The organism is Sporolactobacillus mangiferae, from assembly GCF_023336505.1.
GTDB classification, from domain to species: Bacteria; Bacillota; Bacilli; order Bacillales; family Sporolactobacillaceae; genus Sporolactobacillus; species Sporolactobacillus mangiferae.
The window spans coordinates 1-25,258 of the sequence record NZ_JAMAST010000012.1 but is presented as its reverse complement, the minus strand read 5'-3'; the positions used below and the strand labels follow the sequence as shown (position 1 = coordinate 25,258).

Annotated in this window: 21 protein-coding genes and 1 tRNA gene; 20 read left to right on the top strand and 2 right to left on the bottom strand. The window is 47.0% G+C overall.

Annotated features, from left to right (window positions below):
- Positions 1–6: 6 nt before the first annotated feature.
- The 11 genes from uvrA (at position 7) to whiA (ending at position 13,185) form a co-directional block, all read left to right on the top strand.
- Entirely contained in the window at positions 7–2,883 is a 2,877-nt protein-coding gene (gene uvrA / locus M3N64_RS09980; RefSeq protein ID WP_249101821.1) for an excinuclease ABC subunit UvrA, read from the top strand.
- A 102-nt stretch (positions 2,884–2,985) separates the two neighbouring features.
- Positions 2,986–3,177, top strand: coding sequence for a PspC domain-containing protein (locus M3N64_RS09975; protein WP_249101819.1), 192 nt, complete (start codon positions 2,986–2,988; stop codon positions 3,175–3,177).
- Positions 3,178–3,183: 6 nt separating this feature from the next.
- Positions 3,184–3,561 (top strand): phage holin family protein, encoded by a 378-nt coding sequence (locus M3N64_RS09970; protein WP_249101815.1) that lies wholly within the window; start codon positions 3,184–3,186, stop codon positions 3,559–3,561.
- Positions 3,562–4,301: 740 nt separating this feature from the next.
- A complete protein-coding gene (gene hprK / locus M3N64_RS09965) occupies positions 4,302–5,222 on the top strand; it encodes an HPr(Ser) kinase/phosphatase (RefSeq protein ID WP_249101811.1) in 921 nt (306 codons plus the stop codon).
- Positions 5,223–5,254: 32 nt separating this feature from the next.
- Entirely contained in the window at positions 5,255–6,064 is an 810-nt protein-coding gene (lgt, locus tag M3N64_RS09960) for a prolipoprotein diacylglyceryl transferase (protein WP_249101809.1), read from the top strand.
- A 72-nt stretch (positions 6,065–6,136) separates the two neighbouring features.
- Positions 6,137–6,787, top strand: a complete 651-nt coding sequence (gene ppaX / locus M3N64_RS09955; RefSeq protein WP_249101806.1) for a pyrophosphatase PpaX — start codon at positions 6,137–6,139, stop codon at positions 6,785–6,787.
- Between the two features lie 429 nt (positions 6,788–7,216).
- The gene (locus M3N64_RS09950; protein WP_249101909.1) at positions 7,217–8,725 is read left to right on the top strand and encodes a tetratricopeptide repeat protein; all 1,509 of its coding nucleotides are present in this window, start codon (positions 7,217–7,219) and stop codon (positions 8,723–8,725) included.
- Positions 8,726–8,875: 150 nt separating this feature from the next.
- Positions 8,876–9,826 carry a thioredoxin-disulfide reductase gene (gene trxB, locus M3N64_RS09945; RefSeq protein ID WP_249101803.1) on the top strand — a complete coding sequence of 317 codons (951 nt, stop codon included), beginning with the start codon at positions 8,876–8,878 and terminating at the stop codon, positions 9,824–9,826.
- A 566-nt stretch (positions 9,827–10,392) separates the two neighbouring features.
- On the top strand, positions 10,393–11,259 hold the full coding sequence (gene rapZ, locus M3N64_RS09940; RefSeq protein ID WP_249101800.1) for an RNase adapter RapZ: 867 nt from the start codon (positions 10,393–10,395) through the stop codon (positions 11,257–11,259).
- Positions 11,260–11,263: 4 nt separating this feature from the next.
- Entirely contained in the window at positions 11,264–12,226 is a 963-nt protein-coding gene (locus M3N64_RS09935; protein ID WP_249101799.1) for a gluconeogenesis factor YvcK family protein, read from the top strand.
- Between the two features lie 26 nt (positions 12,227–12,252).
- The gene (gene whiA, locus M3N64_RS09930; RefSeq protein WP_249101907.1) at positions 12,253–13,185 is read left to right on the top strand and encodes a DNA-binding protein WhiA; all 933 of its coding nucleotides are present in this window, start codon (positions 12,253–12,255) and stop codon (positions 13,183–13,185) included.
- 189 nt (positions 13,186–13,374) lie between these two features.
- Here whiA and clpP read toward each other — a convergent pair whose 3' ends face one another.
- Both clpP and M3N64_RS09920 read right to left on the bottom strand, forming a co-directional pair.
- Positions 13,375–13,959 (bottom strand): ATP-dependent Clp endopeptidase proteolytic subunit ClpP, encoded by a 585-nt coding sequence (clpP, locus tag M3N64_RS09925; RefSeq protein WP_249101797.1) that lies wholly within the window; start codon positions 13,957–13,959, stop codon positions 13,375–13,377.
- A gap of 220 nt (positions 13,960–14,179) precedes the next feature.
- Positions 14,180–14,252: transfer RNA gene (locus M3N64_RS09920), tRNA-Arg, on the bottom strand.
- A 216-nt stretch (positions 14,253–14,468) separates the two neighbouring features.
- Between M3N64_RS09920 and M3N64_RS09915 the strand changes: the two genes are divergently transcribed.
- The 9 genes from M3N64_RS09915 to M3N64_RS09875 all read left to right on the top strand — a co-directional run.
- Complete coding sequence (locus M3N64_RS09915) at positions 14,469–15,005, top strand: CotD family spore coat protein (RefSeq protein ID WP_249101795.1); 537 nt, start codon at positions 14,469–14,471, stop codon at positions 15,003–15,005.
- A 662-nt stretch (positions 15,006–15,667) separates the two neighbouring features.
- Complete coding sequence (locus M3N64_RS09910; protein WP_249101793.1) at positions 15,668–16,609, top strand: magnesium transporter CorA family protein; 942 nt, start codon at positions 15,668–15,670, stop codon at positions 16,607–16,609.
- A gap of 450 nt (positions 16,610–17,059) precedes the next feature.
- A complete protein-coding gene (rpoN, locus tag M3N64_RS09905; RefSeq protein ID WP_249101791.1) occupies positions 17,060–18,361 on the top strand; it encodes an RNA polymerase factor sigma-54 in 1,302 nt (433 codons plus the stop codon).
- 386 nt (positions 18,362–18,747) lie between these two features.
- Positions 18,748–19,782 carry a sugar-binding transcriptional regulator gene (locus M3N64_RS09900; RefSeq protein ID WP_249101790.1) on the top strand — a complete coding sequence of 345 codons (1,035 nt, stop codon included), beginning with the start codon at positions 18,748–18,750 and terminating at the stop codon, positions 19,780–19,782.
- 15 nt (positions 19,783–19,797) lie between these two features.
- Positions 19,798–20,805 (top strand): type I glyceraldehyde-3-phosphate dehydrogenase, encoded by a 1,008-nt coding sequence (gap, locus tag M3N64_RS09895; protein WP_249101788.1) that lies wholly within the window; start codon positions 19,798–19,800, stop codon positions 20,803–20,805.
- A gap of 142 nt (positions 20,806–20,947) precedes the next feature.
- A complete protein-coding gene (locus tag M3N64_RS09890) occupies positions 20,948–22,135 on the top strand; it encodes a phosphoglycerate kinase (RefSeq protein ID WP_249101785.1) in 1,188 nt (395 codons plus the stop codon).
- Between the two features lie 48 nt (positions 22,136–22,183).
- A complete protein-coding gene (gene tpiA / locus M3N64_RS09885; protein ID WP_249101782.1) occupies positions 22,184–22,945 on the top strand; it encodes a triose-phosphate isomerase in 762 nt (253 codons plus the stop codon).
- Positions 22,946–23,059: 114 nt separating this feature from the next.
- Positions 23,060–24,343 (top strand): phosphopyruvate hydratase, encoded by a 1,284-nt coding sequence (eno, locus tag M3N64_RS09880; RefSeq protein WP_249101779.1) that lies wholly within the window; start codon positions 23,060–23,062, stop codon positions 24,341–24,343.
- Between the two features lie 678 nt (positions 24,344–25,021).
- Positions 25,022–25,258: hypothetical protein (locus M3N64_RS09875; protein WP_249101776.1), on the top strand; the 237-nt coding region annotated here is incomplete at its 3' end.

Here is a 25,258-nt window from a genome sequence, read left to right as displayed (position 1 = left end):
TGGTATATGGTACTTGAAAATATTGTCGTCAAAGGTGCAAGAGAACACAATCTGAAGAATGTGAATGTCACCATCCCCCGAGACAAAATGGTCGTGGTCACCGGTTTGTCCGGTTCAGGGAAATCATCGCTGGCGTTCGATACGATCTATGCGGAAGGACAGCGGCGCTATGTGGAATCTCTCTCCGCCTATGCACGCCAGTTTCTCGGCCAGTCAAATAAGCCAGATGTTGATGCAATCGAAGGTCTGTCACCGGCGATCTCCATTGACCAGAAAACGACCAGTCACAACCCGCGCTCAACTGTTGGAACGGTCACGGAAATCTATGACTATATGCGCCTTCTTTTTGCCCGTATCGGCCATCCGTTCTGCCCGACACACGGTATTGAGATTACATCACAGACCATTGAACAGATGGTAGACCGGATTATGGATTATCCGGAGCGGACCAAACTGCAGATTCTCGCACCGATTATTGCCGGAAGAAAAGGAACTCATGCGAAAACATTGGAGGAACTGAAGAAAAAAGGCTATGTTCGCGTACGTGTCGATGGCGAGATGCACGAGGTCACCGAAAAAATTACGCTTGAAAAAAATAAAAAACATACCATTGACGTTGTCATTGACCGCATCATTGTCAAGCCTAATGTCGAGGCGCGGTTGGCCGATTCACTGGAGTCGGCAACAAAATTAGCCGATGGACGTGTTGTTGTCGATATCATCGGCGGTGAGGAACTGCTGTTTTCAGAACACCACGCCTGTCCATACTGCGGGTTTTCGATTGGTGAGCTTGAACCGCGTCTGTTTTCGTTCAACAGCCCGTTCGGCGCATGCCCGGATTGTGATGGACTCGGTTCGCGCATGGAAGTTGACGTGGATCTTGTCATTCCCGACCGTTCGAAATCGCTGGCCGACGGTGCCATCGCTGCATGGGAGCCTACCAGTTCTCAGTATTATCCGCAGCTGCTTAAAGCAGCATGTGCGCATTTCGGTATTGATATGAACGTTCCGGTTTCACGGCTTCCCGAAGATAAGCTGCATTTGATTCTTCATGGATCAAGAACGGAGCGCATTCACTTTCATTATGAAAATGAATTCGGCGATGTCCGTGACAAAGAGATGTATTTCGAAGGTGTACTGAACAACATCAGCCGCAGATATCGAGAGACGGGCTCCGACTTTATCCGCGAGCAGATGTCTGAATATATGATGGAAAAACCCTGCCCGACCTGTCACGGACATCGTCTTCGTCCGGAAGCGCTGGCGGTAAAAATCGGCGGCAGGCATATCAGTGAAGTCACGCAGATGCCGATTCGTGAAATGATCGCTTTTTTTGACGAATTGCATCTGACGGAGAAAGAGCAGACAATTTCCCGGCTGATTCTGCGTGAAATCAGGCAGCGGACACAGTTTCTGATTGACGTCGGTTTGGATTATCTGACACTGAGCCGTGCAGCGGGAACACTTTCCGGCGGTGAAGCCCAGCGTATTCGGCTCGCGACTCAGATCGGCTCACAGCTGATGGGCGTCCTCTATATTTTGGACGAGCCGTCAATCGGACTGCATCAGCGGGACAATGACCGCTTAATCCGTTCTCTGCTCGGAATGCGCGATCTTGGCAATACTTTGATCGTTGTGGAACATGATGAGGACACCATGCGGGCATCTGACTATATTATTGACGTTGGTCCCGGAGCCGGCGAACACGGCGGCAGGATCACGGCAATGGGGACGCCGGAAGAGATTATGCGTGATCCCCATTCGCTTACAGGCGCGTATCTGTCTGGACGCAAGTTTATCCCTGTTCCGGTGAAGCGGAGAAAAATCAGCAAACGTGCGATTAAAGTGATCGGCGCCAAGGCAAACAATCTGAAAAATATCAGCGTCAGTTTTCCGCTTGGTGTCATGACGGTTGTGACCGGCGTTTCCGGTTCGGGGAAAAGTACATTGGTCAATGAAGTTCTTTTCAAAGCGCTGGCACAGAAGCTGCACGGGCGGCATGATGTTCCAGGCGAATTCAGGCAGATCAAAGGTGTTCAGGAGCTGGATCGTGTCATTCAGATCGATCAGGCACCGATCGGGCGTACGCCACGGTCCAATCCGGCAACCTATACGGGTGTCTTTGATATGATCCGTGACGTGTTTGCGGCAACCAATGAGGCAAAAGTCCGTGGTTATAAAAAAGGACGTTTCAGTTTTAATGTCAAGGGGGGACGCTGTGAGGCGTGCACCGGTGACGGAATTATTAAAATTGAAATGCATTTCCTGCCGGATGTCTATGTGCCGTGTGAAGTTTGCCACGGAAAACGCTATAATCGGGAGACACTTGAAGTAACCTATAAAGGAAAAACAATTGCTGATGTACTGGATATGACCGTTGAAGAAGGACTGGAATTTTTCAAAAATGTGCCACGCATTAAGCGGAGACTTGAACCCTTATACGCCGTGGGCCTTGGCTATATTCGCCTTGGCCAGCCAGCAACGACGCTTTCCGGCGGTGAGGCGCAGCGGGTAAAACTGGCATCGCAGCTTTACCGCAGGACAAAAGGGCGTGCGCTGTATATTCTTGATGAGCCGACAACCGGTCTGCATATGGATGATATCTCCAGACTGCTTGATGTACTTCAGGCATTAGTGGACAGCGGTGACAGCGTACTGATTATCGAACACAATCTAGATGTGATTAAATGCGCCGATCATCTGATTGATCTCGGACCGGAAGGCGGTAATGGCGGCGGCACAGTCGTGGTTACCGGAACACCGGAAAAAGTAGCGGAAACAAAGGAATCGTACACCGGAAAATACTTAAAACCGATTCTGGAGCGCGACCGCGTGCGGATGGAACAGCATCTGTGGGGACAGCAGCAGATTGCGGAAAAATAATGCTCATGTAAAGTTTTTCAACTGATCCGGAAAATTTTCTTGTGAATTGGAATGAGCAAAGGGTATAGTAAAATAAGATGAAATGAGCAGGAGGGAGTATAGATGCAGAAAAGATTGTACCGATCAAGGGATAATCGAATACTCGGCGGTGTGCTTGGCGGTATCGGTGACTACTTCAATGTTGATCCGACTGTCATCCGTCTTGGCTTTGTGGTCCTCACCATTGCGACGGCCGGCTTTCCATGCCTGCTTGGTTATTTCATAGCTTATCTAATTATTCCAGAGAGAGTGTGACGCTTTTTGTTTAAAAACTGGTTGGCAAAGACCTTATTGAATGTCATCATAAATATGGTGATCTTAATGACACTTGCTGGTTATCTTCATACAATGGTTCAGATCTCCGGCATTGGCTCAGCCTTTGCGGCCAGCCTTATTTTATCCTTTTTAAATCTGTTTGTACGCCCGATCCTGATTCTCTTTTCACTTCCCGCGACGGTTCTTACGCTCGGCTTCTTTATCTTTGTGATCAATGCATTTATGTTGCTGCTGACGTCTGCTATCATGGGGCCGTCGTTTGAGCTTGATGGATTCGGAAGCGCTTTGATTGTGGCGATTATTATGGCGATCTGCCAGCTGATCATTCAGAACTTTATCGTTAAACCTTTGCGGCGTGATTAAGTGATATCCTTTTTCGGCCCGGCGATTCGTACATGTTTTTTGTCAGGATCTGTTAAATCTGACTGCTGTTTTTGTTGCAGACGCTCGCATCAACAGTGCATGGCCACGGGCGGTCCGTGAGCATCTCAGCTCGTTTTACACGCGGCGGGGTCTCGCTTTAGCCTGCATTAACTCGTGCATTCCTCAGAGTCTTGTGCCTTTCGTCCAAACAATGGGGCAACAAAAACATGACTATTTTTAAACAGAGCTGTTTGTTAAATGCCATGTTGGTCAGTTATACGGATAGGTTCATTCGTAAAAAAAGAACTGAAAAAACCAGCGGTAAAATTTAACGGCGCCTTATAACCTTTAAGAAGAGCTATATCAATGCAATATTCTTCTGCTGATTATGTGCGCGCAGATGTCACATCCTGCGGAATTTTCAACCTTGCGAAGGCTTAATGAACCCAGGTCTTCTCATGAGATTGTTTTCTACTATGTGTTTATTCTATGGTAAAATGAAGAAAAAGTGGATGCAGATGGGCTGTTCTCCGTCTCGTTGCACGATTAGAAAATCCTGAGGGAGCGCCGAACCGACTCCTCGGCGCACTAACAGATAGAAACGGAGGAATGTCATACTCTCCCTCAGGCATGTACGCCTGGCCAGGCGGATTTCATGCTTCCTGAACGTATTGTCAATCTGGAAAGCCAGAGGCGTCATGACGGAAGAATGCGGACCAGTTCCGACGGCAGACTTGATCATGAACAAAGTGCGTGTGCGTGAATTAATCGAGCATTTTGATTTGAAGCTGGTGAGCGGTAAAGAAGGATTGGACCGTGAAATCATCGTCAGTGATATATCCCGTCCCGGTCTGGAAATTGCTGGCTATTTTACTTATTATCCGAGACGGCGGTTGCAGCTGCTTGGACGAACTGAGCTTTCCTTCTTTAATGAGCTGAGTATGGATGAGCGCTATAAGCGGACGTCTCAGTTGTGTACGGATCAGACGCCGTGTATTGTGATTTCACGCGGGATTAAAGTTCCGGACGAATTCATTATTTCGTCAAATAAGCGCCATGTTCCTGTGCTTCAGTCAAAAATGCAGACCACACGGCTGAGCAGCATGATCACCAATTATTTAGAGTCAAGGCTCGCGCCCATGACGGCGGTGCATGGTGTCCTCGTCGATGTATATGGCGTGGGTGTGCTGATTACTGGTGACAGCGGTGTCGGCAAAAGCGAAACAGCACTTGAACTGGTGAAGCGCGGACACAGGCTTGTAGCGGATGATTCCGTTGAGATCCGTCAGGAAGGCGAGTCGGAACTTGTGGGAAGCGCTCCTGAACTGATTCAGCATCTGCTGGAGATTCGCGGGCTCGGTATCATCAATGTGATGACACTGTTCGGTGCCGGTGCAGTGCGTAACTATAAAACCGTCTCACTGGTAATCCATCTGGAACTGTGGAATCAGAGCAAGGTGTATGACCGCCTTGGTCTTGATGAAGAAAAAATTAAGCTGATTGATACGGAGATTCCAAGACTTGTACTCCCGGTTCGTCCAGGACGAAATCTTGCGGTGATCATTGAAGTAGCGGCGATGAATTATCGCCTGAAAAATATGGGCTTCCATGCTGCCCAGCAATTTGCCGACCGACTGAACGACAGCTTGCATGGACGGTAGTTGACTTATAAAAAACATGAGGTGTCGCTTTTATGAATTCAGGCATTGAACCGCTCAATCGAGTGGCATTTGAAATCGGTGCGCTACATATTTACTGGTATGGCATTATCATTGCTGTTGGCGCATTACTGGGATTGTTGCTGGCGATTCGAGAAGGGCGGCGATACCAGCTGCCTCCGGACACATTTACGGATCTGATCCTTTACGCTGCGCCTATTGCCGTCATTTTCGCGCGCATTTACTACGTGATTTTCGAGTGGGGCTACTATTCCAGACACCCCGAGCAGATTATTGCCATCTGGAACGGCGGTATCGCGATCTATGGCGCACTGATCGGTGCGGTAGCGACAGCCGTTGTCTATTGCAGGTTAAAGCACCTGTCCTTTTGGAAGGTTGCTGATATTTGTGCGCCGAGCGTTATTCTTGGCCAGGCGATCGGGCGCTGGGGAAATTTTATGAATCAGGAGGCGCATGGGGGACCGACGACACGCGCGGCATTGGAGCATTTGCATCTTCCTGATTTTATTGTCAATCAGATGTATATCAACGGAACCTACTATATTCCGACTTTTCTCTACGAATCACTCTGGAATTTTGCTGGTTTTGTGTTGCTGCTGATTGTCCGGCGCGCGGTGCGTCTGCAACGCGGCGAATTGTTCATCAGTTATATCATCTGGTACGCCATCGGACGCAGCTACATTGAAGGGCTGCGGACTGACAGTCTGATGCTCGGGCCGCTGCGTGTGTCGCAATGGCTTTCTGTTGTTCTGATCGTTGTCGGTATCGGAGTCGTCATCTATTGGAGAGTCACTAAGAAGAACAGGCCGAGTTACGGCCAATAAATGCTGGTGAAGCAATCATCGCAGACGGATTTCGGTCTGCGGTGATTTTCAGTTTTGGAGGGAGATGGATAAATGATAAAAACGGTATTATTTGATTTGGACGGAACACTGATTGACACGAATCACTTGATTCTGGCTTCATTCCAATATACACTTGATCGTTATTTTCCGGGAAAATTTACTCGGGAGGATCTGATTCCGTTTATCGGTGAATCACTGGAGACCAGTTTTAGACAGGTCAGCACAACGATGGCCAATGAAATGATTGCGGTTTACCGTGATCATAACAGCCGTTATCACGACCAGCTTGTCAGAGAATTTCCTCATGTACGCGAAACGTTAACAGCTTTGAAACAGGATGGCTGCAGACTCGGCGTTGTCTCGACAAAGAAACGGGATATGGTGGAACGCGGTCTGAGGCACACGCACATGACTGGTTTTTTTGAAACGGTTGTGACAGGTGATGATGTGAGAAGGCTCAAGCCTGATCCCGAGCCATTAGTCCGTGCCATGAACGCTCTTTCTGCTCAGCCGGGTTCAACGATGATGGTTGGTGACAGTCCATCCGATATTCTGGCCGGTAAACAGGCGCAGGTTCGGACAGCAGCAGTCGGTTGGTCGCTCAAAGGGCGGGCCATGCTTGAAGAATTAAGCCCGGACTGTATCCTGGATACGATGACCGACTTGCTCGGGATCGTCCACAGTTCGGATATCATGATTTGAAGAAATGAGACCAGCCGCTGAACAGAGTGGCTGGATTTTTTTTAAATACTATATGAGTGTTTAAAATTCAGCGGATTATCGTATAAGTGCGACGGCCTCTTTGTCTTCACCAGAGACCTGTACTGAAAAGACCGATATATCACGCAAAAGAAAGGAATGAGCAAAGGTTCCTGTTGATCGCGGGGCGAGGCCCCGCAGATTCCAACTTCCCCGCAGCAAGCAGGCAAACGCAGCGACGATGCATCCAAAAATCATAAATCAACGACTCATGGCTGATTTTTTATATGCCGGGCTGGTGTACCCAGTCAATCCCTGTCCATATTTCCTTTACAGGAAAGTGTAACTTGTCCGTAATTTTAAAAAAGAGTATGCACAGATATGCTATAATGATTCAGGATTGGAAAAAGAGGCACGGGGGAAAAGAAGTTGATGCAGGAGCGTAATCGGACAAAGAAAGCACATGTCGTAGAATTTCACTGTGACGGTGACTTTTTTTATCAAAAGGGGCTTGTCTTTCTTCAGACAGGGGATCTTGACCGTGCAAATAAATACATGGACCGTGCACTTAAGATCAACCCCACTAACGTTGAATATCTATGCCGTCAGGCCGAGATTCTTGCCGAGCTTGAGCACTATGAGGCTTCAATTCGGCTACTGAAAAAGGTCGTTTATGAGCTCGACGCGACAATGACAGACTGTTATTTCTTTATTGCAAATAATTACACCTATCTGGGTGATTTCCGCGAAGCTTTGGACGAGGTGCAGACCTATCTGACCCTGGATCCGAACGGATCGTTCAGGCATGAGGCAAAGGAATTGTATCAATTGCTGAGTTCAGAATTAAGTGATTCAGAAGATGAGGAAGAATCACTGTGCCTGCCGCTGCATGAGCGCGGGCGTCTGGCACTTGAGCATGGTCACTTTGAAGAAGCGGTGCATCACTTTCAGCAGGTGCTTGAAAATGAACCGGACTTTTTAGCTGCTCAAAATAATTTATCCATCGCTTACTTTTCACTGGGAAAGACAGATCAGGCCATTCAGGCAGTGCAACATGTCCTGGAAAAAGATCCCGGTAATATTCATGCACTGTGCAATCTAATTACATTTTATGCACAGCTTGGCGATCAAAACGAAGTAATCCGGATCGAGAAACAGCTCAATCTGATTTATCCATTTTATTCGGAGCACTGCGGGAAAATCGGTTCAACATACTTGTTTATCGGCAGGTATGAGCGTGCATACTATTGGCTGCGTGAAGCAGAGAAACGCGGTGTACGGCGGGATCAGGTGTTCTTTTTCTGGATGGCGCTTGCCGCTTACCACTGCGGGGATGAGCATGTAGCGCATCAGAACTGGAGCCGTGTGGATTATTTCAGTGACAAACCGTTTCATCCGTTTAAATACAGTAAGATTCAGGACATGATGTTTGAACCTGAGGCGGAGAAAAATTTCATGGTAAAAGATCTGATACTGCAAGCTGTTCATGGCGAGGTTCAGGCGTACCGTTTTTTTGCGCTTTTTTATGCAGCACGTCGCCATATGCTGCTGCAGCTTCAGGATGCCGCGAAAACCGGAGCTGATTCGGAAATGGTTCTGCTTGTCAATCGCTTCATCAGAGCACATGAGCAGGGATTCATTGATCCTGGACTTCAGATGATGCATGAAGTAGAGCGGCTAGTTGGCGGAGAAAAAGAGACACTGAAGCATCCGGAAATTTTCATCTTCTGGGCGGTCGTCGATTCAATTGTTACGGAAGAAGAACCGGATATCCACGGATGGGCGGGTGCATTGATCTATTTATGGAAGAAAGAGTATGGGGCATCCGAATCACAAAAAAAGGTAGCTGAGCAGGCAGGAACATCACTATATCGAATTCGCAAACATATTCATCAATTATCAATTGCACTTGAACGACGGTGGGCAGATGGCGCGCAGTGAACAATGAGCAGTTTTCTGGACTTTGATCTCTCCATTCTTTAGCATAGAATTATCAGGTGAGCAGATAATAATCATTATTAAGTAAAACTGAATCAATAGTAAAACGAATCTGTGCTTACTTAAAGATTGTCAGGGAAGGAATGGGTTGAATTGACTGAAGAACAGAAAATTTATGATGTGATTATTGCAGGTGCCGGTCCCGCCGGAATGACGGCCGCCGTGTATGCGGCACGCGCCAATATGTCCGTGCTCATGATTGAACGCGGCATTCCAGGTGGACAGATGGCCAACACGGAGGCAGTTGAAAATTATCCGGGATTTGAATCCATTCTTGGCCCGGATCTTTCGAACAAAATGTTTGAACATGCGAAAAAGTTCGGCGCGGAATATGCATACGGTGATATCAAGAAAATTGTCGATGGTTCTGAATTTAAAACGGTTGACTGTGGCAGTAAACAGTACAGCGCGCGGACAGTTATTGTAACCACCGGAGCAGAGTACCGCAAACTTGGTGTCCCTGGTGAAAAGGAACTGGCCGGGCGCGGTGTCTCCTACTGCGCGGTATGTGACGGCGCATTTTTCAAGGAGAAGAGACTGGCGGTCATTGGCGGCGGCGACTCTGCGGTTGAGGAAGGCACCTATCTGACGCGTTTTGCTTCACGTGTGACGATTATTCACCGCCGCGACCAGCTGCGTGCGCAGAAAATTCTTCAAACCCGTGCGTTTAATAATGAAAAGGTTGACTTCATCTGGGATACGATCTGCACGAAAATCAATGGGACGGACGGCAAAGTGTCCAGCCTGACACTGAAAAATAAAAAGACCGGTGAGGAATCCGATTTTCCGGTTGATGGTGTTTTTATTTACGTGGGCATGAATCCGCTGACTGCAGCTGTTCAGGAACTGGGCATTGTCGATGATCAGGGCTATATTGTCACCAATGAAAAAATGGAAACAGAGGTACCGGGCATTTTTGCGGCAGGCGATGTACGCCAGAAAGAACTGCGCCAGATTGTGACAGCCACCGGAGATGGAAGCATTGCTGCCGAGAACGCGCAAAAGTACGTTGAGAAACTTAAAGATGCTTCAGCAGTCAAATAAAAAAGCACCGGGTGCGTCTTTGGTCATGTGACTTTTGTTCAGCGGTGCTGCGAATTTCACGAGTGTTTAATCACTATGTAATCTCTGTGCAATGAAGGAGCACTATAATTAAGTTATTGAATTTGACCCCCCTTTTTTATATAAGAACCATTTTGAGGCATGCCGCAAGAGCATGGCTTTTTTTTATAAGTAAGTATATCATTTTGATCCATATGAAAACCAATAAACCAGTATCTTATCGAAAATCAAAGCGGAGTGCGCTGGCGCCTGCGGAGCGTTCCCTGTTGATCAGCGAGCCAGGGGAGGAGATCCCGCAGATTTTGGATTGTCTGAGGGAGGCACCTGGACTGCCCGCGACAAGCGCGACGATGCAAAACAATTGCTCAATGACTAGACGTATAAGCAAGGGCCTATTCTGCATGTTGACATAATTTATATTGAAGGAAACCGTGTGAACGGATTTTAAAAGCTGAATCTTTCTGAATACCGTTTTTTCGAGTATACTGTTAAAGAGAGTATGGATTGGATGCTGAAATACAAAATTGAATGGTGGGGACGGATGCAGAATGCAGGATATTCAAGTAGTAATCATTACCGGTATGTCGGGTGCGGGAAAGACAGTGGCGACCCGGATATTTGAGGACTTGGGCTATTTCTGCATTGATAACTTACCGCCAACCCTACTCTCGAAATTCATTGATCTGATATCAGATTCAGATTCTCAGAAGCTGAACAAACTGGCTCTGGTTATGGATTTACGCGGGGGGACTTTTTTTGATTCGCTGTTTGCATCGATTGATGCCTTCAACAGATCAGAAAAAATCAAACCGAAAATCCTGTTTCTTGATGCGAAAGATGAAACACTGGTCCATCGCTATAAGGAGACGCGCCGTTCGCACCCGCTGTCGCCGAAAAGTCGGCCAATTGACGGTATTCGCGCCGAACGTAAAAAACTTGAAGAAGTAAAAGGACTTGCTCAATATTATATAGATACAACGGACATGAAACCCAATGAACTGCGCGAACGTATTGTTCAGGAATTTGCCAATGAAGCGACGCTGTTCCGCGTCAATCTGCTTTCGTTCGGATTCAAATACGGATTGCCAATTGATGCGGATCTCGTTTTTGATGTGCGTTTCCTGCCTAATCCCTATTATGTGAAACATATGCGGGAGCGGACCGGACTCGATGCAGATATTTCCGAATATGTGCTGAAATGGTCGGAAACGCAGCAGTTTTTGGCAAAACTGATGGATCTGCTCAGGTTTATGATTCCGCAGTATAAACGCGAGGGTAAACGGCAGCTGGTGATTGCCATCGGCTGTACAGGAGGCAAACACCGCTCAGTTGCATTGACTGAATGGATTGCCAAAAACCTTTCCCGAGATTTCCCGACCAATGTGTCGCACCGGGATATTGAACGAGGGAGTTAATCGAATGGCAGATCGAAAAAAAATAGTTGCAATTGGCGGAGGAACCGGACTCCCGGCAGTTTTGCGCGGGCTGAAACGCTATCCGGTTGACATTACGGCAATTGTGACTGTGGCGGATGACGGAGGCAGCAGCGGAAAACTGAGAAGTGACTTACAGATTCCGCCCCCCGGTGACATCCGCAATGTACTGGTTTCGTTGTCCGATGTCGAACCGATGTTTGAACGCTTGCTTCAGCATCGTTTTAAGTCCGACAGTGAATTGAATGGTCACTCATTGGGAAATTTATTGATTGCTGCTCTAACATCCATAACCGGAGACTTTGTCAAGGGTGTCAGGGAATTAAGCCGTATTCTGAATGTCCACGGTCAGGTGCTTCCGGCCGCCGATCAGATGATCGCATTAGGGGCCGTTATGAGTGACGGAACCATTGTTGAGGGCGAATCACAGATTCCTGAAGCGAATAAAAGGATTGAGCATGTTTTTTTAAAACCCTCGGATATTCGGCCGTTACCGGAAAGCATTCGTGCAATCCGGGAGGCTGATCTGATCACATTGGGACCGGGCAGCCTGTATACAAGCGTGATTCCGAATCTGCTTGTGCCCGAGATCGCGGACGAAATTGTTCGGGCAAGTGCGCAGAAAGTATATGTATGCAACGTCATGACGCAAAAAGGCGAAACGGACCACTATGCGGCTTCTGACCACATAAAGGCCATATACCGTCATGTGGCACGTCCTTTTATCGACACGATCGTCGTGAACAGCCAGCCGATTAAAGTCGATCTGTTAAAGCGTTACGCGGCAGAAGATTCAGAGCCGGTGCGTATTGACTGGCAGGCGCTAAATCAATTAAACATTGATGTTGTCCATACACCATTGATCAAAACATTGGGAGGCGTTGTCCGTCATGACGAGGACATTGTCGGCAAAACGCTCGTGTCGCTGCTGACAAAAAAGAAAGTATAGGCACACCGGAGCATGGGGGGATGGCTATGTCGTTTGCCGCTGATACCAAAAGAGAACTGACCTTGCTTGAAGTAGATGACTGCTGTGCGCGGGCGGAATTGGCTGCATTAACACGGATGAACGGCTTCATCTCGATTAGGAACAGACACATTGAATTAGATATTGCAACCGAAAACGCGGCAATATCCCGGCGGATTTTCCGGATGATTAAACAAGCCTATCATTATCAGGTGGAGATACTGGTTCGCAGGAAAATGCGCTTGAAGAAAAACAATGTCTACATTGTCCGCCTGAAGGAGGCGGCACGCCCATTTCTGGAAGATTTAAAAATTATTGATGACAGCGGGCAATTTACTCGGGAGATTGCGCCTGATTTAGTAGAAAAGGAATGCTGCCGGCGCGCGTATTTGCGCGGGTCCTTTCTGGCAGGCGGCTCGCTCAATCATCCGGAATCCTCCTATCATCTGGAAATTTTCTCAAATTATGAGGAATATACGTATTCTCTGGCCCAATTCATGAATACATTCAACCTTAATGTTAAGGTGCTCCCAAGGAAGAACGGTTATATTATTTACATGAAAGAGGGCGAAAAAATCACCGATTTTCTCAGCATCATTGGTGCGAATAAAGCGCTGTTTTATTTTGAGGATATTCGTATTGTCAAAGATATGCGCAATTCAGTCAATCGGCTTGTCAATTGCGAAACGGCAAATCTGAACAAAACAGTCACGGCTGCAATGAAACAGATGGAGAATATCCGTTTGATTCAGAAAAGCATCGGTCTGGATGAACTGCCTGATAAATTGCGTGAAATAGCGGAAATTCGCCTGAAAAACCCGGATATCACGCTGAAGGAGCTCGGTGAGATGGTGAGCGGTGAGCCAATCAGCAAATCCGGCATTAATCACCGCTTCCGAAAAATTGATGCGATTGCAAAACGGATCCGGCAGGGCCAGTAATTGGTCCTGCCATCCTGTTCATTAAGGCGCTTCATTGCGAATGGATGAATGCTCGCGTCAGCAGGTCCACGTCCTCCTGACAGTATAAAAGAACCGAAGCACAGGGCTTCGGTTCTTTTATATATGGCTATCTGCATTTCGTGCGTTTGCCGGATGCGGATAGGCGGCATGTAAATCATTCTATGGTGCTTATTTTGATGAAGTGAGGATCTCATCAATCAGTCCATATTTTTTCGCTTCTTTTGCAGACATGAAGTTATCACGATCCGTGTCGCGGGCAATCACTTCATACGGTTGTCCCGTGCGCTCTGCGTAAATGTGGTTGAGTTTTTCACGAATGGCGATGATACGTCTCGCGTGAATTTCCATGTCTGATGCCTGTCCCTGCATGCCGCCAAGTGGCTGGTGAATCATAATTTCACTGTTTGGCAGTGCATAGCGCTTGCCGATTTCTCCTGCGGTCAGAAGGAAACTGCCCATTGATGCAGCCATTCCGATGCAGATGGTCGACACTTTCGGTTTGATATATTGCATCGTATCATAAATAGCCATCCCTGCAGTAATCGAACCGCCTGGACTGTTAATATAGAGCGAAATATCTTTTTCCGAATCTTCGGCTGCCAAAAAGAGCAGCTGCGCAACAACAGCGTTGGCGACATTGTCGTCAATAGCTGTCCCAAGCATGATAATGCGGTCTTTCAATAGGCGTGAGTAGATGTCATATGCGCGTTCACCGCGATTTGTCTGCTCAATGACTGTAGGTATTAAAGGCATTGAACGAACCTCCCTTTTCATTGCAGAAAGTTATTTTTCCCTTACTCACACTCATCATACATTAAAGGTCAATATAGGTCAAATTTAATGAACCTGAACTGCTGGCAGATAATACACACCGCTTATGCGCTATTGGGCGCGAATGTTTACGAACCGAATCACATAGTGGTGCGCAAAAAAACAGAGATCAGCCGTTTCTGGCTGATCTCTTCAGTCATAATGCGCTCGAAGGGAGTCGAACCCCCGACACATGGTACCGGAAACCATTGCTCTGTCCACTGAGCTACGAGCGCATGAAAATCGTTCACTGACATTTTTCTATTTTAAGTGATCCGGACTGCTTTTGCAAGTATAAAAGGTTGCAGAATAGATTGGCGTGTTCTTTCCCCCCGGATCCCATTCGCCCAAAATCAGGAAATCGGGCAAAAATAGGTATTCTCATTAGGGCAATGGCTGAATTGGGCTCATAGGTTATTAGTGTACTTCAATTAATGAGGAGGAGCAAAATTATGGAGGTTTCACCTTATTCAAATTCATTTAATCCGGTCAATCCAAGCAATCTGGGAAATGCCGGGCATGTGGCACCGGCCGGTAACTGGAACAATCCAACAGCAGTCAGTCCGAGCACTGCGCCGAAGCCCGAATATAGCGCAGGAATGAAACCGGTGAATAAACCGGCCTACAAACCTGCGTACAAGCCAAGCACTGCACCGGCATTTTCTGCAAAAGGCAAAGGAGCGGTTCCAACACCTTACGGACCTTCTGCAGGTTCAGGTAAAGCACCCTCAGCTGGAAAGAGTTTTGAAAACTCGATTAACTGTCCGCCGGCTCAGGGGGGCACCGTCTATGATCCGGAAACAGTGAATGTTCAGCACATTTTCAAACCCGTCATTGTTCAGCACATCCACAGACTGCACACCATTCGGAAAACGCACTACATCTACGAACACCAGCATTTTTATCCGCATACGCTGTCTGAAACCTGTGATGAACGTCATTATGATGTTCAGTGTGGCAAACCATGCTTTCCTAAACCGCACTGCTGATTGTAAAAAAGTGAAGTATAGCCTGTACGGACAAAAAAGCCTTCCGCATCTGCGGAAGGCTTTTTAGAATTTGCCCCCATATTCAATCAAACAATGAATCAGCCGAACATCAAAGGGATCTGCGTCCGCGGCAGGCGAGCACTGCAGCAATGATGCGAACAAAGGAATAGATCAAAGACTCTGGTTAAAGACTGTGAAAGGGTGATGACCGGAAAACAGCACTGAGTGGCCGGAAAAACAGCGCTGAATCGATTCGCCTCCCCCCGATAAACCGCGCTGGCACGATGACATTGCGATCAGGGACCGTCGCTTTCGAGGGGTAAAATAGCGGATGTACCGGAGAAGGAACATGTGGAGAAACCTTTAAAAGCCGGTTTCAGGCAGGCGAAAAGGGGTCAATGACCGGTTCTAAATAAATTTGTGTTCTTTCGATGCACCATGTATTATTAAACATGGCGGTATTCGGGTTTATGTGACATACCTAATTCATGTCCCGCTAAAGGAAGTGATCGTTCAATGAGTTCTGACAGTTCGAGTTCCAAGCCTGGACCCAGTCATCGGCATGAGGAAGTTTATATAGCATCATGCGCTCTTTGCACGGTCACCTGCATGCGGGGCGTATTTCTGTGTAGGCTTCCTCTGAATTGAGAGGAGGTGCACTTATGATTGATATTTATTTAACGGATGAACAAGATCGGCTCGTCAAGAAAGACGAACTGGCCAAGGGCTGCTGGATCAATTTGACACGGCCTTCTGAATTTGAGGTGCAGAAGGTGATTGACGGGACCGGGATCCCATCGGATTTTATTCGTGACTCGCTTGATGATGACGAGCGGTCGCGTATCGAAAAAGAAGACGACACGGTTCTGATCATCGTTGACTTTCCGGTGCTCGTTCAGGATGAGTCAGATTCTGCACCATATGACACGATCCCTCTTGGTATGATCGTTACGCCTTTTTACTTTATTACGGTTTGCCTGCAGAGTAATCCGATTATCGATGATTTTATAAATAATCGAATCCGCGATTTTTTTACCTATAAGAAAACGCGATTCACTTTGCAGATTCTCTATTCGATTGCGCGCTATTATCTTAAGTACCTGAAGACAATTGACCGCAGAACATCGCTGATCGAACGGGAACTGCATGAGTCGATGCGGAATAAAGAACTGTTTAATCTGCTTAGCTTAGAAAAAACATTAGTTTACTTTACGACTTCGCTGAAATCAAACAACATTGTCATGGAAAAAATGACAAAGCAGCGTTTTCTGAGAATGTATGAGGATGACCAGGACCTGCTTGAGGATGTCATTATTGAAATCAAACAGGCGATTGAAATGTCGGAAGTGCACAGTAATATATTAAGTGGCATGATGGATGCCTATGCTTCCGTGATTTCAAATAATGTGAATGTGGTGATGAAATTCCTGACTACGGTAACGATCGTGCTGTCAATTCCGACGATGGTTGCCAGTTTTTACGGTATGAATGTTGATGAGATTCCGTTTGCTCACGTGCCGCATTCCTTCTGGATTCCAATGACTATTGCCTTGTTGCTTTCAGGAATCACGGCATTGTGGTTTTGGAAGAAACGTTATTTCTAAATTTTGTTCCAGACAAATAACTTTCATCATGGATCGGCACCTTTAGGGCGGGAACAGTTTTCTGTTCTGTTTTCAGCTATAGTGAAAAAGAGCCGGGATAAAATAAGAAGGTTAAATGATGGCAGCTGCCATCATTTTTTCATACTACAAGAAAGTATAAGATTTTAGCTAAGCATCAAAGTGTAAATCACATACGAAAGCGCGAGATCCCTGCGGAGCGTTCCTGTTGATCAGGTGCCAGCGAGACCCCGCAGATTCCAGCTTGTCCGGGAAGACTCGCGGTGTGCCCGCCTTTTCGGAAATGTGTGCCATGATTTCGAGTGACCGTGTTACCATTTTTGCTTGCTGTGAAGCTCTCGCATCGCTTTTATATGTGTGAGCAGCAAAAAAATGAAAGCGTAGTCATTTCTTGCTGCTCTTGCTATAATAGATATAGAGGAGGTGAGCGAGATGGGCCTGGTGCTTGTACAAAAGCAATCCCAAAAGCTGAAGCTTACTCCGGCATTATATCAATCGATGCAGATCCTTCGATGCAATACAGAAGAACTTTCACGGCTGATCCATGAAAAAGCAATGGAAAACCCGCTCATGCAAGTGTCTGATCATGCAGACCGTTATGATTATTTTTTACCGGACGAAGAAAAAAAGAGCGCGTCTGAGGTCATTGAAGAGATGATAGCGGAATCCACTGATTTTCGTGAACGGCTGCATCGCGATCTGCATCAGATGAAATTGAGTGCCGGCCTCCTTTCAGCTGCGGATCTACTGATCGATTCACTGAATGATCGAGGGCTTCTTGAGGATGACCCGAAGACAATTCTTGAGCGGTTCAACCGATTTGACGTGAAGCCGGAATCTGCCTTGGCTGCCGTTCAGGCACTGGATCCTGCCGGGATCGGAGCCCGCTCGCTGACCGAAAGTCTGCTGCTTCAGCTTCGGCGTCTGGAACCACGCTGCTCTCTTGCGGAGACCATTTTAAGCGACTTTAGTGACTGTTTCTTAAATGAGGGATGGACGGAGCTGGCTCGCCTGCTTGGCGTAACCAGAAAAGCGATTGATCAGGCAATTGAAACGATTCAGACGCTGAATCCATATCCGTTGTCCGGGATAGAGGAAGATTCGCCGCAGTATCTGATCCCTGATGTACTTATTTTAAAAAGAGGCGGGGATCTTATTTGTGAAATCGACGACCGCTATCTTCCGGCTGTTTCTGTAAACAGCAAAGATTACACGCGTTATATGGAGAATGCCGATGCCGAAACAAAACACTATCTGAAGGAGAAATTTGAAGAAGTCAGCTGGCTGCTTTCCGGTATATCCCGCCGCCGGCAAACCTTGATGAGATTGGCCCATCTGATCATGATACACCAGAAGGACTATTTTATGACCGGAAAATGCAGCAGTCTGTGCCCCTTTACGATGAAACAGGCGGCTGAACAGCTTTCCATTCATGAATCAACGGTCAGCCGCGCAGCTGCCGGTAAATATATTCAGACGAATTACGGTATTTTCTCAATGAAAAAGTTTTTTGTCCGTGCATGCCATACGAAAAAAGGCACGCATTCTGCTTTTCAAATTCAGGCTGAGATCAAGCGTCTGATCGATGGTGAAAATCAGAAAAAACCGTTTTCCGATCAGACTCTGGTCCAGTTGCTTGCGGAATCTGGCATCCGTTGCTCAAGGAGAGTCGTTGCCAAGTATCGGCAGGCATGTGGCATTGGTTCGACGATTGAGCGGAAAGAAGCAAATTAGAATGATATATTGGACTGATTTTGTCCCGATGGTCCGGCGTTGTAAAATTTTACAACGCTTTCTTTGTTTCTTTTTGTCTGGAAAGGGTATACTCCACATGGGCAGACGATGCTGCTGCCGAAGATCGGACAAGTCTATTCTGTAAAGATCAGTGTGTATCTTTTTTCGAAAAATGCAGACATTTTCGAAAGCGTCAAACCAATAATATCAATATTTTTGGGGGTTTGTGACAATTCTGCGTCAACGAAAAAGACACACAAAACATTTACATGTTTATGCTTGTAAAGCAAGTTGAAAGTTGTTATCATGGAACATGGAGCAGATGGGACATAAAATGACTGTGTGGGACATTTTGAGACCTGTAGAGGTCGATCGAGGGGGACGCTGTGGAACATTTGCTTGATCTTCAGAAAAGGCTGATCCCGGATGTCTTAGACATAATGTCCAGTCGCTACCGTATTCTTCAATCGCTTCATTTCCTTCAGCCGATCGGCAGACGAAGTTTGTCATCCCAACTGGGCATGACCGAACGGGTGCTGCGCGGCGAAGTAACGTTCCTGAACCAGCAGGGGCTGATCCAGATGGCGTCAAGCGGCATGTATTTGACCGAAGAAGGGGAAGCTATTGTTAAGGCTCTTGGAGCGGTGATGAAGAACATCTCCGGATTGAAGAATATGGAAAAGCAGCTGGAGGAAGTTCTCGGCGTTTCCAAAGTTGTCATTGTCTCTGGCGACAGTGATCAGTACGCGACAGTCAAGAATGAGATAGGGCTGGCCTGCGTCAGGGAAATCGAACGCGCTCTGGGCGGAGTAAACATTATTGCGGTGACCGGGGGCACAACGCTCGCGGCCGTTGCCGAAATGATGCATCCGCTCAGAAAAGCGCATCAGGATCTCCTGTTTGTGTCAGCGAGAGGCGGACTTGGCGAGAGGGTCGAAAATCAAGCAAATACGATCTGCGCCAAAATGGCGGAAAAAGCTGAAGGACGCTATCATCTGCTCCACGTTCCTGATCAGCTCAGCGACGAGTCCTATCACAGCTTGATGGAAGAACCGAGCATTCATCGGGTTTTGCAGTACGTCCGCCGGGCGACGATTATCGTGCATGGCATTGGCGATGCAAAAACGATGGCGATAAGACGCCATTCCGGTGATGAGCTTCTTCAAAAGGTGGACACAGAACATGCTGTGGCGGAGGCTTTTGGCTATTTCTTCGATCAGAGCGGTCGCGTCATCCATAAGGTCCAGACGATTGGTCTGCAATGGGAGGATCTTTTCGGGGTGCGAACGGTGATTGCCGTAGCCGGGGGCAAGTCTAAGGCTGAGGCAATTCAGGCTTACTTCAAGAAAGGTCCTTCATCCGTACTTGTTACAGATGAAGGAGCAGCACAAGAGATTTTAAAAAATTTCCAAACCATTTAGGAGGTCATTATTGACATGACAGTTAAAGTTGGTATTAACGGTTTCGGACGTATCGGTCGTCTTGCTTTCAGAAGAATCCAGGATGTTCCGGAATTGGAAGTTGTTGCAGTTAACGACCTGACAGATCCTGCAATGCTGGCAAACCTGTTGAAATATGATACAACTCAAGGCCGTTTCAAAGGCGAAGTTAAAGTAGAAGACGGCTACTTCGTTGTTAACGGCAAGAAAGTAAAAGTTCTTTCACAACGCGATCCTGCTGAATTGCCTTGGGGCGAACTCGGCGTTGACATCGTTCTTGAATGCACTGGCTTCTTCACTTCGAAAGACAAAGCTGAAGCGCACCTCAAGGGCGGCGCTAAGAAAGTCGTTATCTCTGCTCCTGCAAAAGGCGACTTGAAGACGATTGTATTCAACGTTAACCATGACACACTGGATGGCTCGGAAACGGTTATCTCTGGCGCTTCCTGCACAACGAACTCGCTGGCTCCTGTAGCTAAAGTTCTGAATGACAAATTCGGTATCGAAAAAGGCTTGATGACTACGGTTCACGCTTACACAGGCGACCAGATGACTCTTGACGGCCCGCACAGAGGCGGCGACCTTCGTCGTGCACGTGCTGCTGCTGAAAACATTGTGCCTGCATCTTCAGGTGCTGCAAAAGCCGTTGCACTTGTTATTCCTGAACTGAAAGGCAAATTCGATGGTTCCGCTCAGCGTGTACCGGTTAAATCAGGTTCTGTAACTTTGCTCTATGCTACGCTTGCAAAGAATACGACGGTTGAAGAAATCAATGAATCGATCAAAGCTGCAGCTAACGAAACACTTGGCTACAACGAAGATCCGATTGTTTCTTCCGATATCATCGGTATTACTTATGGCTCCCTGTTTGATGCAACACAGACGAAGATCCTCGACGTTGACGGCAAACAGCTGGTTCAGGTTGTTGCATGGTATGACAATGAAATGTCCTACACTTCACAGCTTGTTCGTACGCTGGAATACTTCGCTAAGCTTACGAAATAAGGACAGCCTAATTTTTGAATAGAACTTGAATAGCGGAAACCCTGTTGTTTCCGCTTTTTTTACGAATACTGTTCTTGTCAGATAAGGCTGAGACTGCAGCTCAGTTTTATCGCTGATGAAATATAGGAAAGAGGGTCTAGGCATGGCAAAGAAAACCATTAAAGACATTGATGTAAAAGGCAAGAAAGTTTTCTGCCGCGTCGACTTCAATGTTCCGCTCAGCGGCACAACAGTAACGGATGATACACGTATCCGTGCTGCACTGCCAACGATTAACTATTTGATCGAAAACGGCGCTAAAGTGATTCTTGCTTCTCACCTTGGCCGCCCGACGGCAGAAGATAGGGACTCCTTTAAAATGGATCCTGTAGCCAAGCGCTTGAGCGAGCTGCTCGGTAAACCGGTTGCCAAGACTGACGAAGTCGTTGGATCGGAAGTGGATGCCGCCGTTGCAAAGCTGAACGCGGGCGATGTTCTTCTTCTTGAAAATGTTCGTTTTGAAAAAGGAGAGAAGAAAAATGATCCGGCACTTGCAAAGGCATTTGCGGCACTTGCTGATGTCTATGTAAACGATGCATTCGGATCCGCGCACCGCGCGCATGCGTCAACGGCTGGTGTGGCAGACTATCTTCCTGCAGTAGCCGGCTTCCTGCTTGAAAAAGAATTGAAAATCCTCGGTGCTTCTCTTGAAAACCCGAAACACCCATTCACGGCGATCATTGGCGGTGCGAAAGTAACCGACAAGATTGGCGTTATCGAAAATCTTCTTGACAAAGTCGATACACTGATCGTCGGCGGCGGACTTTCTTACACTTTTATTAAAGCTCAGGGCTATGAAATCGGCAAATCTCTGCTTGATAAAGACAAGCTTGATCTTGCCAAGAAATTCCTTGAACTGGCAAAAGAAAAAGGGGTCAACTTCCTGACACCAATTGATACGGTCATCGCTGATGAATTCTCCGAAACAGCAAACAAAGACGTTGTCGATATCGACAAAATGCCTGAAGGCTGGCTCGGCGTTGATATCGGACCGAAGACGGTTGCTTTGTACGCTGATGCGATTAAGAAATCCAAACTCGTTGTCTGGAACGGACCAATGGGTATTTTTGAAATGGAACCGTATGCGAAGGGAACGGAAGCCGTTGCGAAAGCACTGGCTGATGCTACCGACGCAACGACAATCATCGGTGGCGGTGATTCAGCTGCTGCTGTTGAAAAATTCCATCTCGCAGACAAAATGACGCACATCTCGACTGGTGGCGGCGCTTCTCTCGAACTGATGGAAGGCAAAGTACTTCCAGGCGTTGCTGCACTGGATGACGCTGAATAATCTGCATAATCAATCGAAATAACCGCAAAAAAGGGTAGGTGTCTTTTCATGTCACGTAAACCGATTATTGCCGGAAACTGGAAAATGAACAAAACCGTCAAGGAAGCACACGAATTTGTTGAAGCAGTTAAGGACAAAGTGCCTTCTGCCGATCTCGTTGATTCCGTTGTTGCTGCTCCTTTTCTTGCTCTTGACCGTCTCGTAGCTGACGCAAAGGGTTCAGATCTGAAGATCAGTGCTGAAAATGTTCATTTTGAAAACTCTGGTGCATTCACCGGAGAAGTCAGCCCGGTAATGCTTGAAGACTTAGGCGTTCAGTATGTAATCATCGGCCATTCCGAAAGAAGAGCAATGTTTGCTGAAACCGATGAGACTGTTAACAAAAAGGTGCTTGCATCGTTTGCGCATCACCTGACTCCGATTGTCTGTGTTGGTGAAACACTGGACGAACGCGAAGGCGGTAAATGGCAATCCGTTGTCAAGAACCAGGTAACAAAAGCATTTGCAGGTATTCCAAGCGACCAGGCGGTCGAAGTAGTTGTTGCTTACGAACCAATCTGGGCAATCGGAACCGGCAAATCAGCTTCCTCAGAGGATGCGAATGAAGTTTGTGCCTATATCCGCGCAACGATTGCGGGTCTCTATGATGAAGCAACAGCTGCAAAGGTACGTATCCAATATGGCGGCAGCGTAAAGCCGGCTACTATTGGTGACCTTCTTGCTCAATCCGATATCGATGGCGCGCTTGTCGGCGGTGCCAGCCTGCAGCCGGAATCGTTCCTTGCACTGCTTGATGCGGTAAAAGGCTGATTCAGCTGTCATTCCAGAAGAATCCGTGCAGAAGAACGGTCGTTATCGTCCGGACATAGCACCGGTTTTTCTCTGCACAGTACTAAATCTATTTGATAATAAGGAGAGATATGAATGTCTCAAATCGTTGAAGTTTACGGTCGCGAAGTCCTTGACTCCCGCGGTAACCCAACTGTAGAGGTTGAAGTTTATACAGAAGACGGCGGCAAAGGCCGCGCACTCGTACCAAGTGGTGCTTCTACCGGCGAACACGAGGCTGTTGAACTGCGTGACGGCGACAAAGCACGTTACGGTGGCAAAGGCGTTCTGAAAGCAGTAAAGAACGTTAACGAAATTATTGCTCCAGAAGTTATTGGCTTGGAAGTTCAAGACCAGGTTGCTCTTGATCAGGCAATGATCGATCTTGACGGAACTGAAAACAAAGGTAAACTGGGTGCCAATGCCATTCTTGGCGTTTCTCTTGCTGCTGCCAATGCAGCTGCAGACGAACTCGGTGTTCCGCTGTATCGCTACCTCGGTGGTGTGAATGCAAAAGTTCTTCCTACGCCAATGATGAACATTCTGAACGGCGGCAAGCATGCTGACAACAGCGTAGACTTCCAGGAATTCATGATTATGCCTGTAGGCGCAGATTCCCTGAAGGAAGCTGTGCGTATTGGTGCCGAAGTATACCACGCTTTGAAATCTGTACTTTCGGCTAAAGGTCACCTGACTGCTGTCGGCGATGAAGGCGGTTTTGCTCCGAACTTGAAGAACAACGAAGAAGTTCTTGACACGATCCTTGAAGCAATCGAAAAAGCCGGCTACAAGCCAGGCGTTGACGTTAAGCTCGCAATCGATCCTGCTTCCTCTGAATTGTTCGAAGACGGCAAGTACAATTTCAAGGGTGAAGGCGTCGTTCGTACAACGGATGAAATGATCGAATACTACACCAAACTGGTTGAAAAGTACCCGATCATCTCGATCGAAGACGGTCTCGATGAAAACGACTGGGAAGGCTGGCAAAAACTGACCAAGGCTATTGGTGATAAAGTACAGCTTGTCGGTGATGACCTGTTTGTAACCAACACCGATTATCTGAAAAAAGGTATCGACCTTGGCGTTGCCAACTCGATCCTGATCAAGGTTAACCAAATCGGTACGCTGACAGAAACACTGAATGCGATCCAAATGGCTCAGAAAGCTGGGTACACAGCTGTTGTTTCTCACCGTTCCGGTGAAACGGAAGATACATCAATCGCTGACATCGTTGTTGCAACGAACGCAGGCGAAATCAAGACCGGATCTCTTGCAAGAACCGACCGTATCGCTAAATACAACCAGTTGATTCGCATCGAAGATGATCTTGCTTCATCTGCTGAATATCTCGGCGATGCATCCTTCTATAACATTAAATAATGTGCATTGTCAAAGCTCGAGCCGATCTGATCGGTTCGAGCTTTTTTAATACCTTGAATTGTCAAATCAAGTGCGACGGCCTCTTTGCTTAGGCTTGACAAAGCCAAGTTTTCTAACAGGTAAGCATTTAGCTAAGCATAAAAGGTAAGCAAAATACGAAAGCGCAAGACGCCTGCGGCAAGCGAGCGATGATGCAATTCCATAAACCAATAAATCATTAATTGACTCAAGTGCGACAGAAAAATAGGCCTTTCTGCCCGAATTTGCATGAAATATATTGAGAGGTGATGAAACAGGTACCTGAGTAAAAACGACAAATAGTGACACCATGTCCAGATATATTTTATCTGAGTAAATCATGATGATCAAAGAATGGCGAATAACGTCGACTGAAGATCGGGCTTTTTGACACATTTTGTCCAAATAGAGCAAAGCAACGATTCTCAACAAAGAGGAAAAAAAGTGAACAAAATAGAACAAAGGACACTTATACTCAGTTGATCCGTACGTTACACTTTTTTTGTAACAGAGAAAACAAATAAGGATGAAAGAGGTGAGCGATGTGAAACAAGCCTGTTTATGTAAGCGCTTAACATGAACTGCTTCTGCCTTGGAACTATTGGATTGCGATGAGCCGTACCACAATGAGTCAACTAACGGGGGAGGACGATTTGTGAAATGAAACTCAAAATCTTATCCATTCTTGCTCTTTCATCACTCGTACTGAGCAATTTCCAGCCAGTCGCCGTATCAGCAGCAGACGATACCTATAAAGACACTGAATGGAACAATAAACCAGAGGTTTTTCAGATCAATCGTGAAGCATCACATGCGGCACTGATGCCCTACCAAAACACCACAGCAGCACTAAAAGGAGACCAGACGAAGTCACCATTCTATAAATCGCTGAATGGT

Bases quoted from the DNA above. Each gene is read 5' to 3' on its own strand.
- uvrA (WP_249101821.1), top strand. From the start codon at position 7: ATGGTACTTGAAAATATTGTCGTCAAAGGTGCAAGAGAACACAATCTG.
- M3N64_RS09975 (WP_249101819.1), top strand. From the start codon at position 2,986: ATGCAGAAAAGATTGTACCGATCAAGGGATAATCGAATACTCGGCGGT.
- hprK (WP_249101811.1), top strand. From the start codon at position 4,302: ATGAACAAAGTGCGTGTGCGTGAATTAATCGAGCATTTTGATTTGAAG.
- lgt (WP_249101809.1), top strand. From the start codon at position 5,255: ATGAATTCAGGCATTGAACCGCTCAATCGAGTGGCATTTGAAATCGGT.
- ppaX (WP_249101806.1), top strand. From the start codon at position 6,137: ATGATAAAAACGGTATTATTTGATTTGGACGGAACACTGATTGACACG.
- M3N64_RS09950 (WP_249101909.1), top strand. From the start codon at position 7,217: ATGCAGGAGCGTAATCGGACAAAGAAAGCACATGTCGTAGAATTTCAC.
- rapZ (WP_249101800.1), top strand. From the start codon at position 10,393: ATGCAGGATATTCAAGTAGTAATCATTACCGGTATGTCGGGTGCGGGA.
- M3N64_RS09935 (WP_249101799.1), top strand. From the start codon at position 11,264: ATGGCAGATCGAAAAAAAATAGTTGCAATTGGCGGAGGAACCGGACTC.
- whiA (WP_249101907.1), top strand. From the start codon at position 12,253: ATGTCGTTTGCCGCTGATACCAAAAGAGAACTGACCTTGCTTGAAGTA.
- clpP (WP_249101797.1), bottom strand. From the start codon at position 13,959: ATGCCTTTAATACCTACAGTCATTGAGCAGACAAATCGCGGTGAACGC.
- M3N64_RS09915 (WP_249101795.1), top strand. From the start codon at position 14,469: ATGGAGGTTTCACCTTATTCAAATTCATTTAATCCGGTCAATCCAAGC.
- M3N64_RS09910 (WP_249101793.1), top strand. From the start codon at position 15,668: ATGATTGATATTTATTTAACGGATGAACAAGATCGGCTCGTCAAGAAA.
- rpoN (WP_249101791.1), top strand. From the start codon at position 17,060: ATGGGCCTGGTGCTTGTACAAAAGCAATCCCAAAAGCTGAAGCTTACT.
- gap (WP_249101788.1), top strand. From the start codon at position 19,798: ATGACAGTTAAAGTTGGTATTAACGGTTTCGGACGTATCGGTCGTCTT.
- M3N64_RS09890 (WP_249101785.1), top strand. From the start codon at position 20,948: ATGGCAAAGAAAACCATTAAAGACATTGATGTAAAAGGCAAGAAAGTT.
- tpiA (WP_249101782.1), top strand. From the start codon at position 22,184: ATGTCACGTAAACCGATTATTGCCGGAAACTGGAAAATGAACAAAACC.
- eno (WP_249101779.1), top strand. From the start codon at position 23,060: ATGTCTCAAATCGTTGAAGTTTACGGTCGCGAAGTCCTTGACTCCCGC.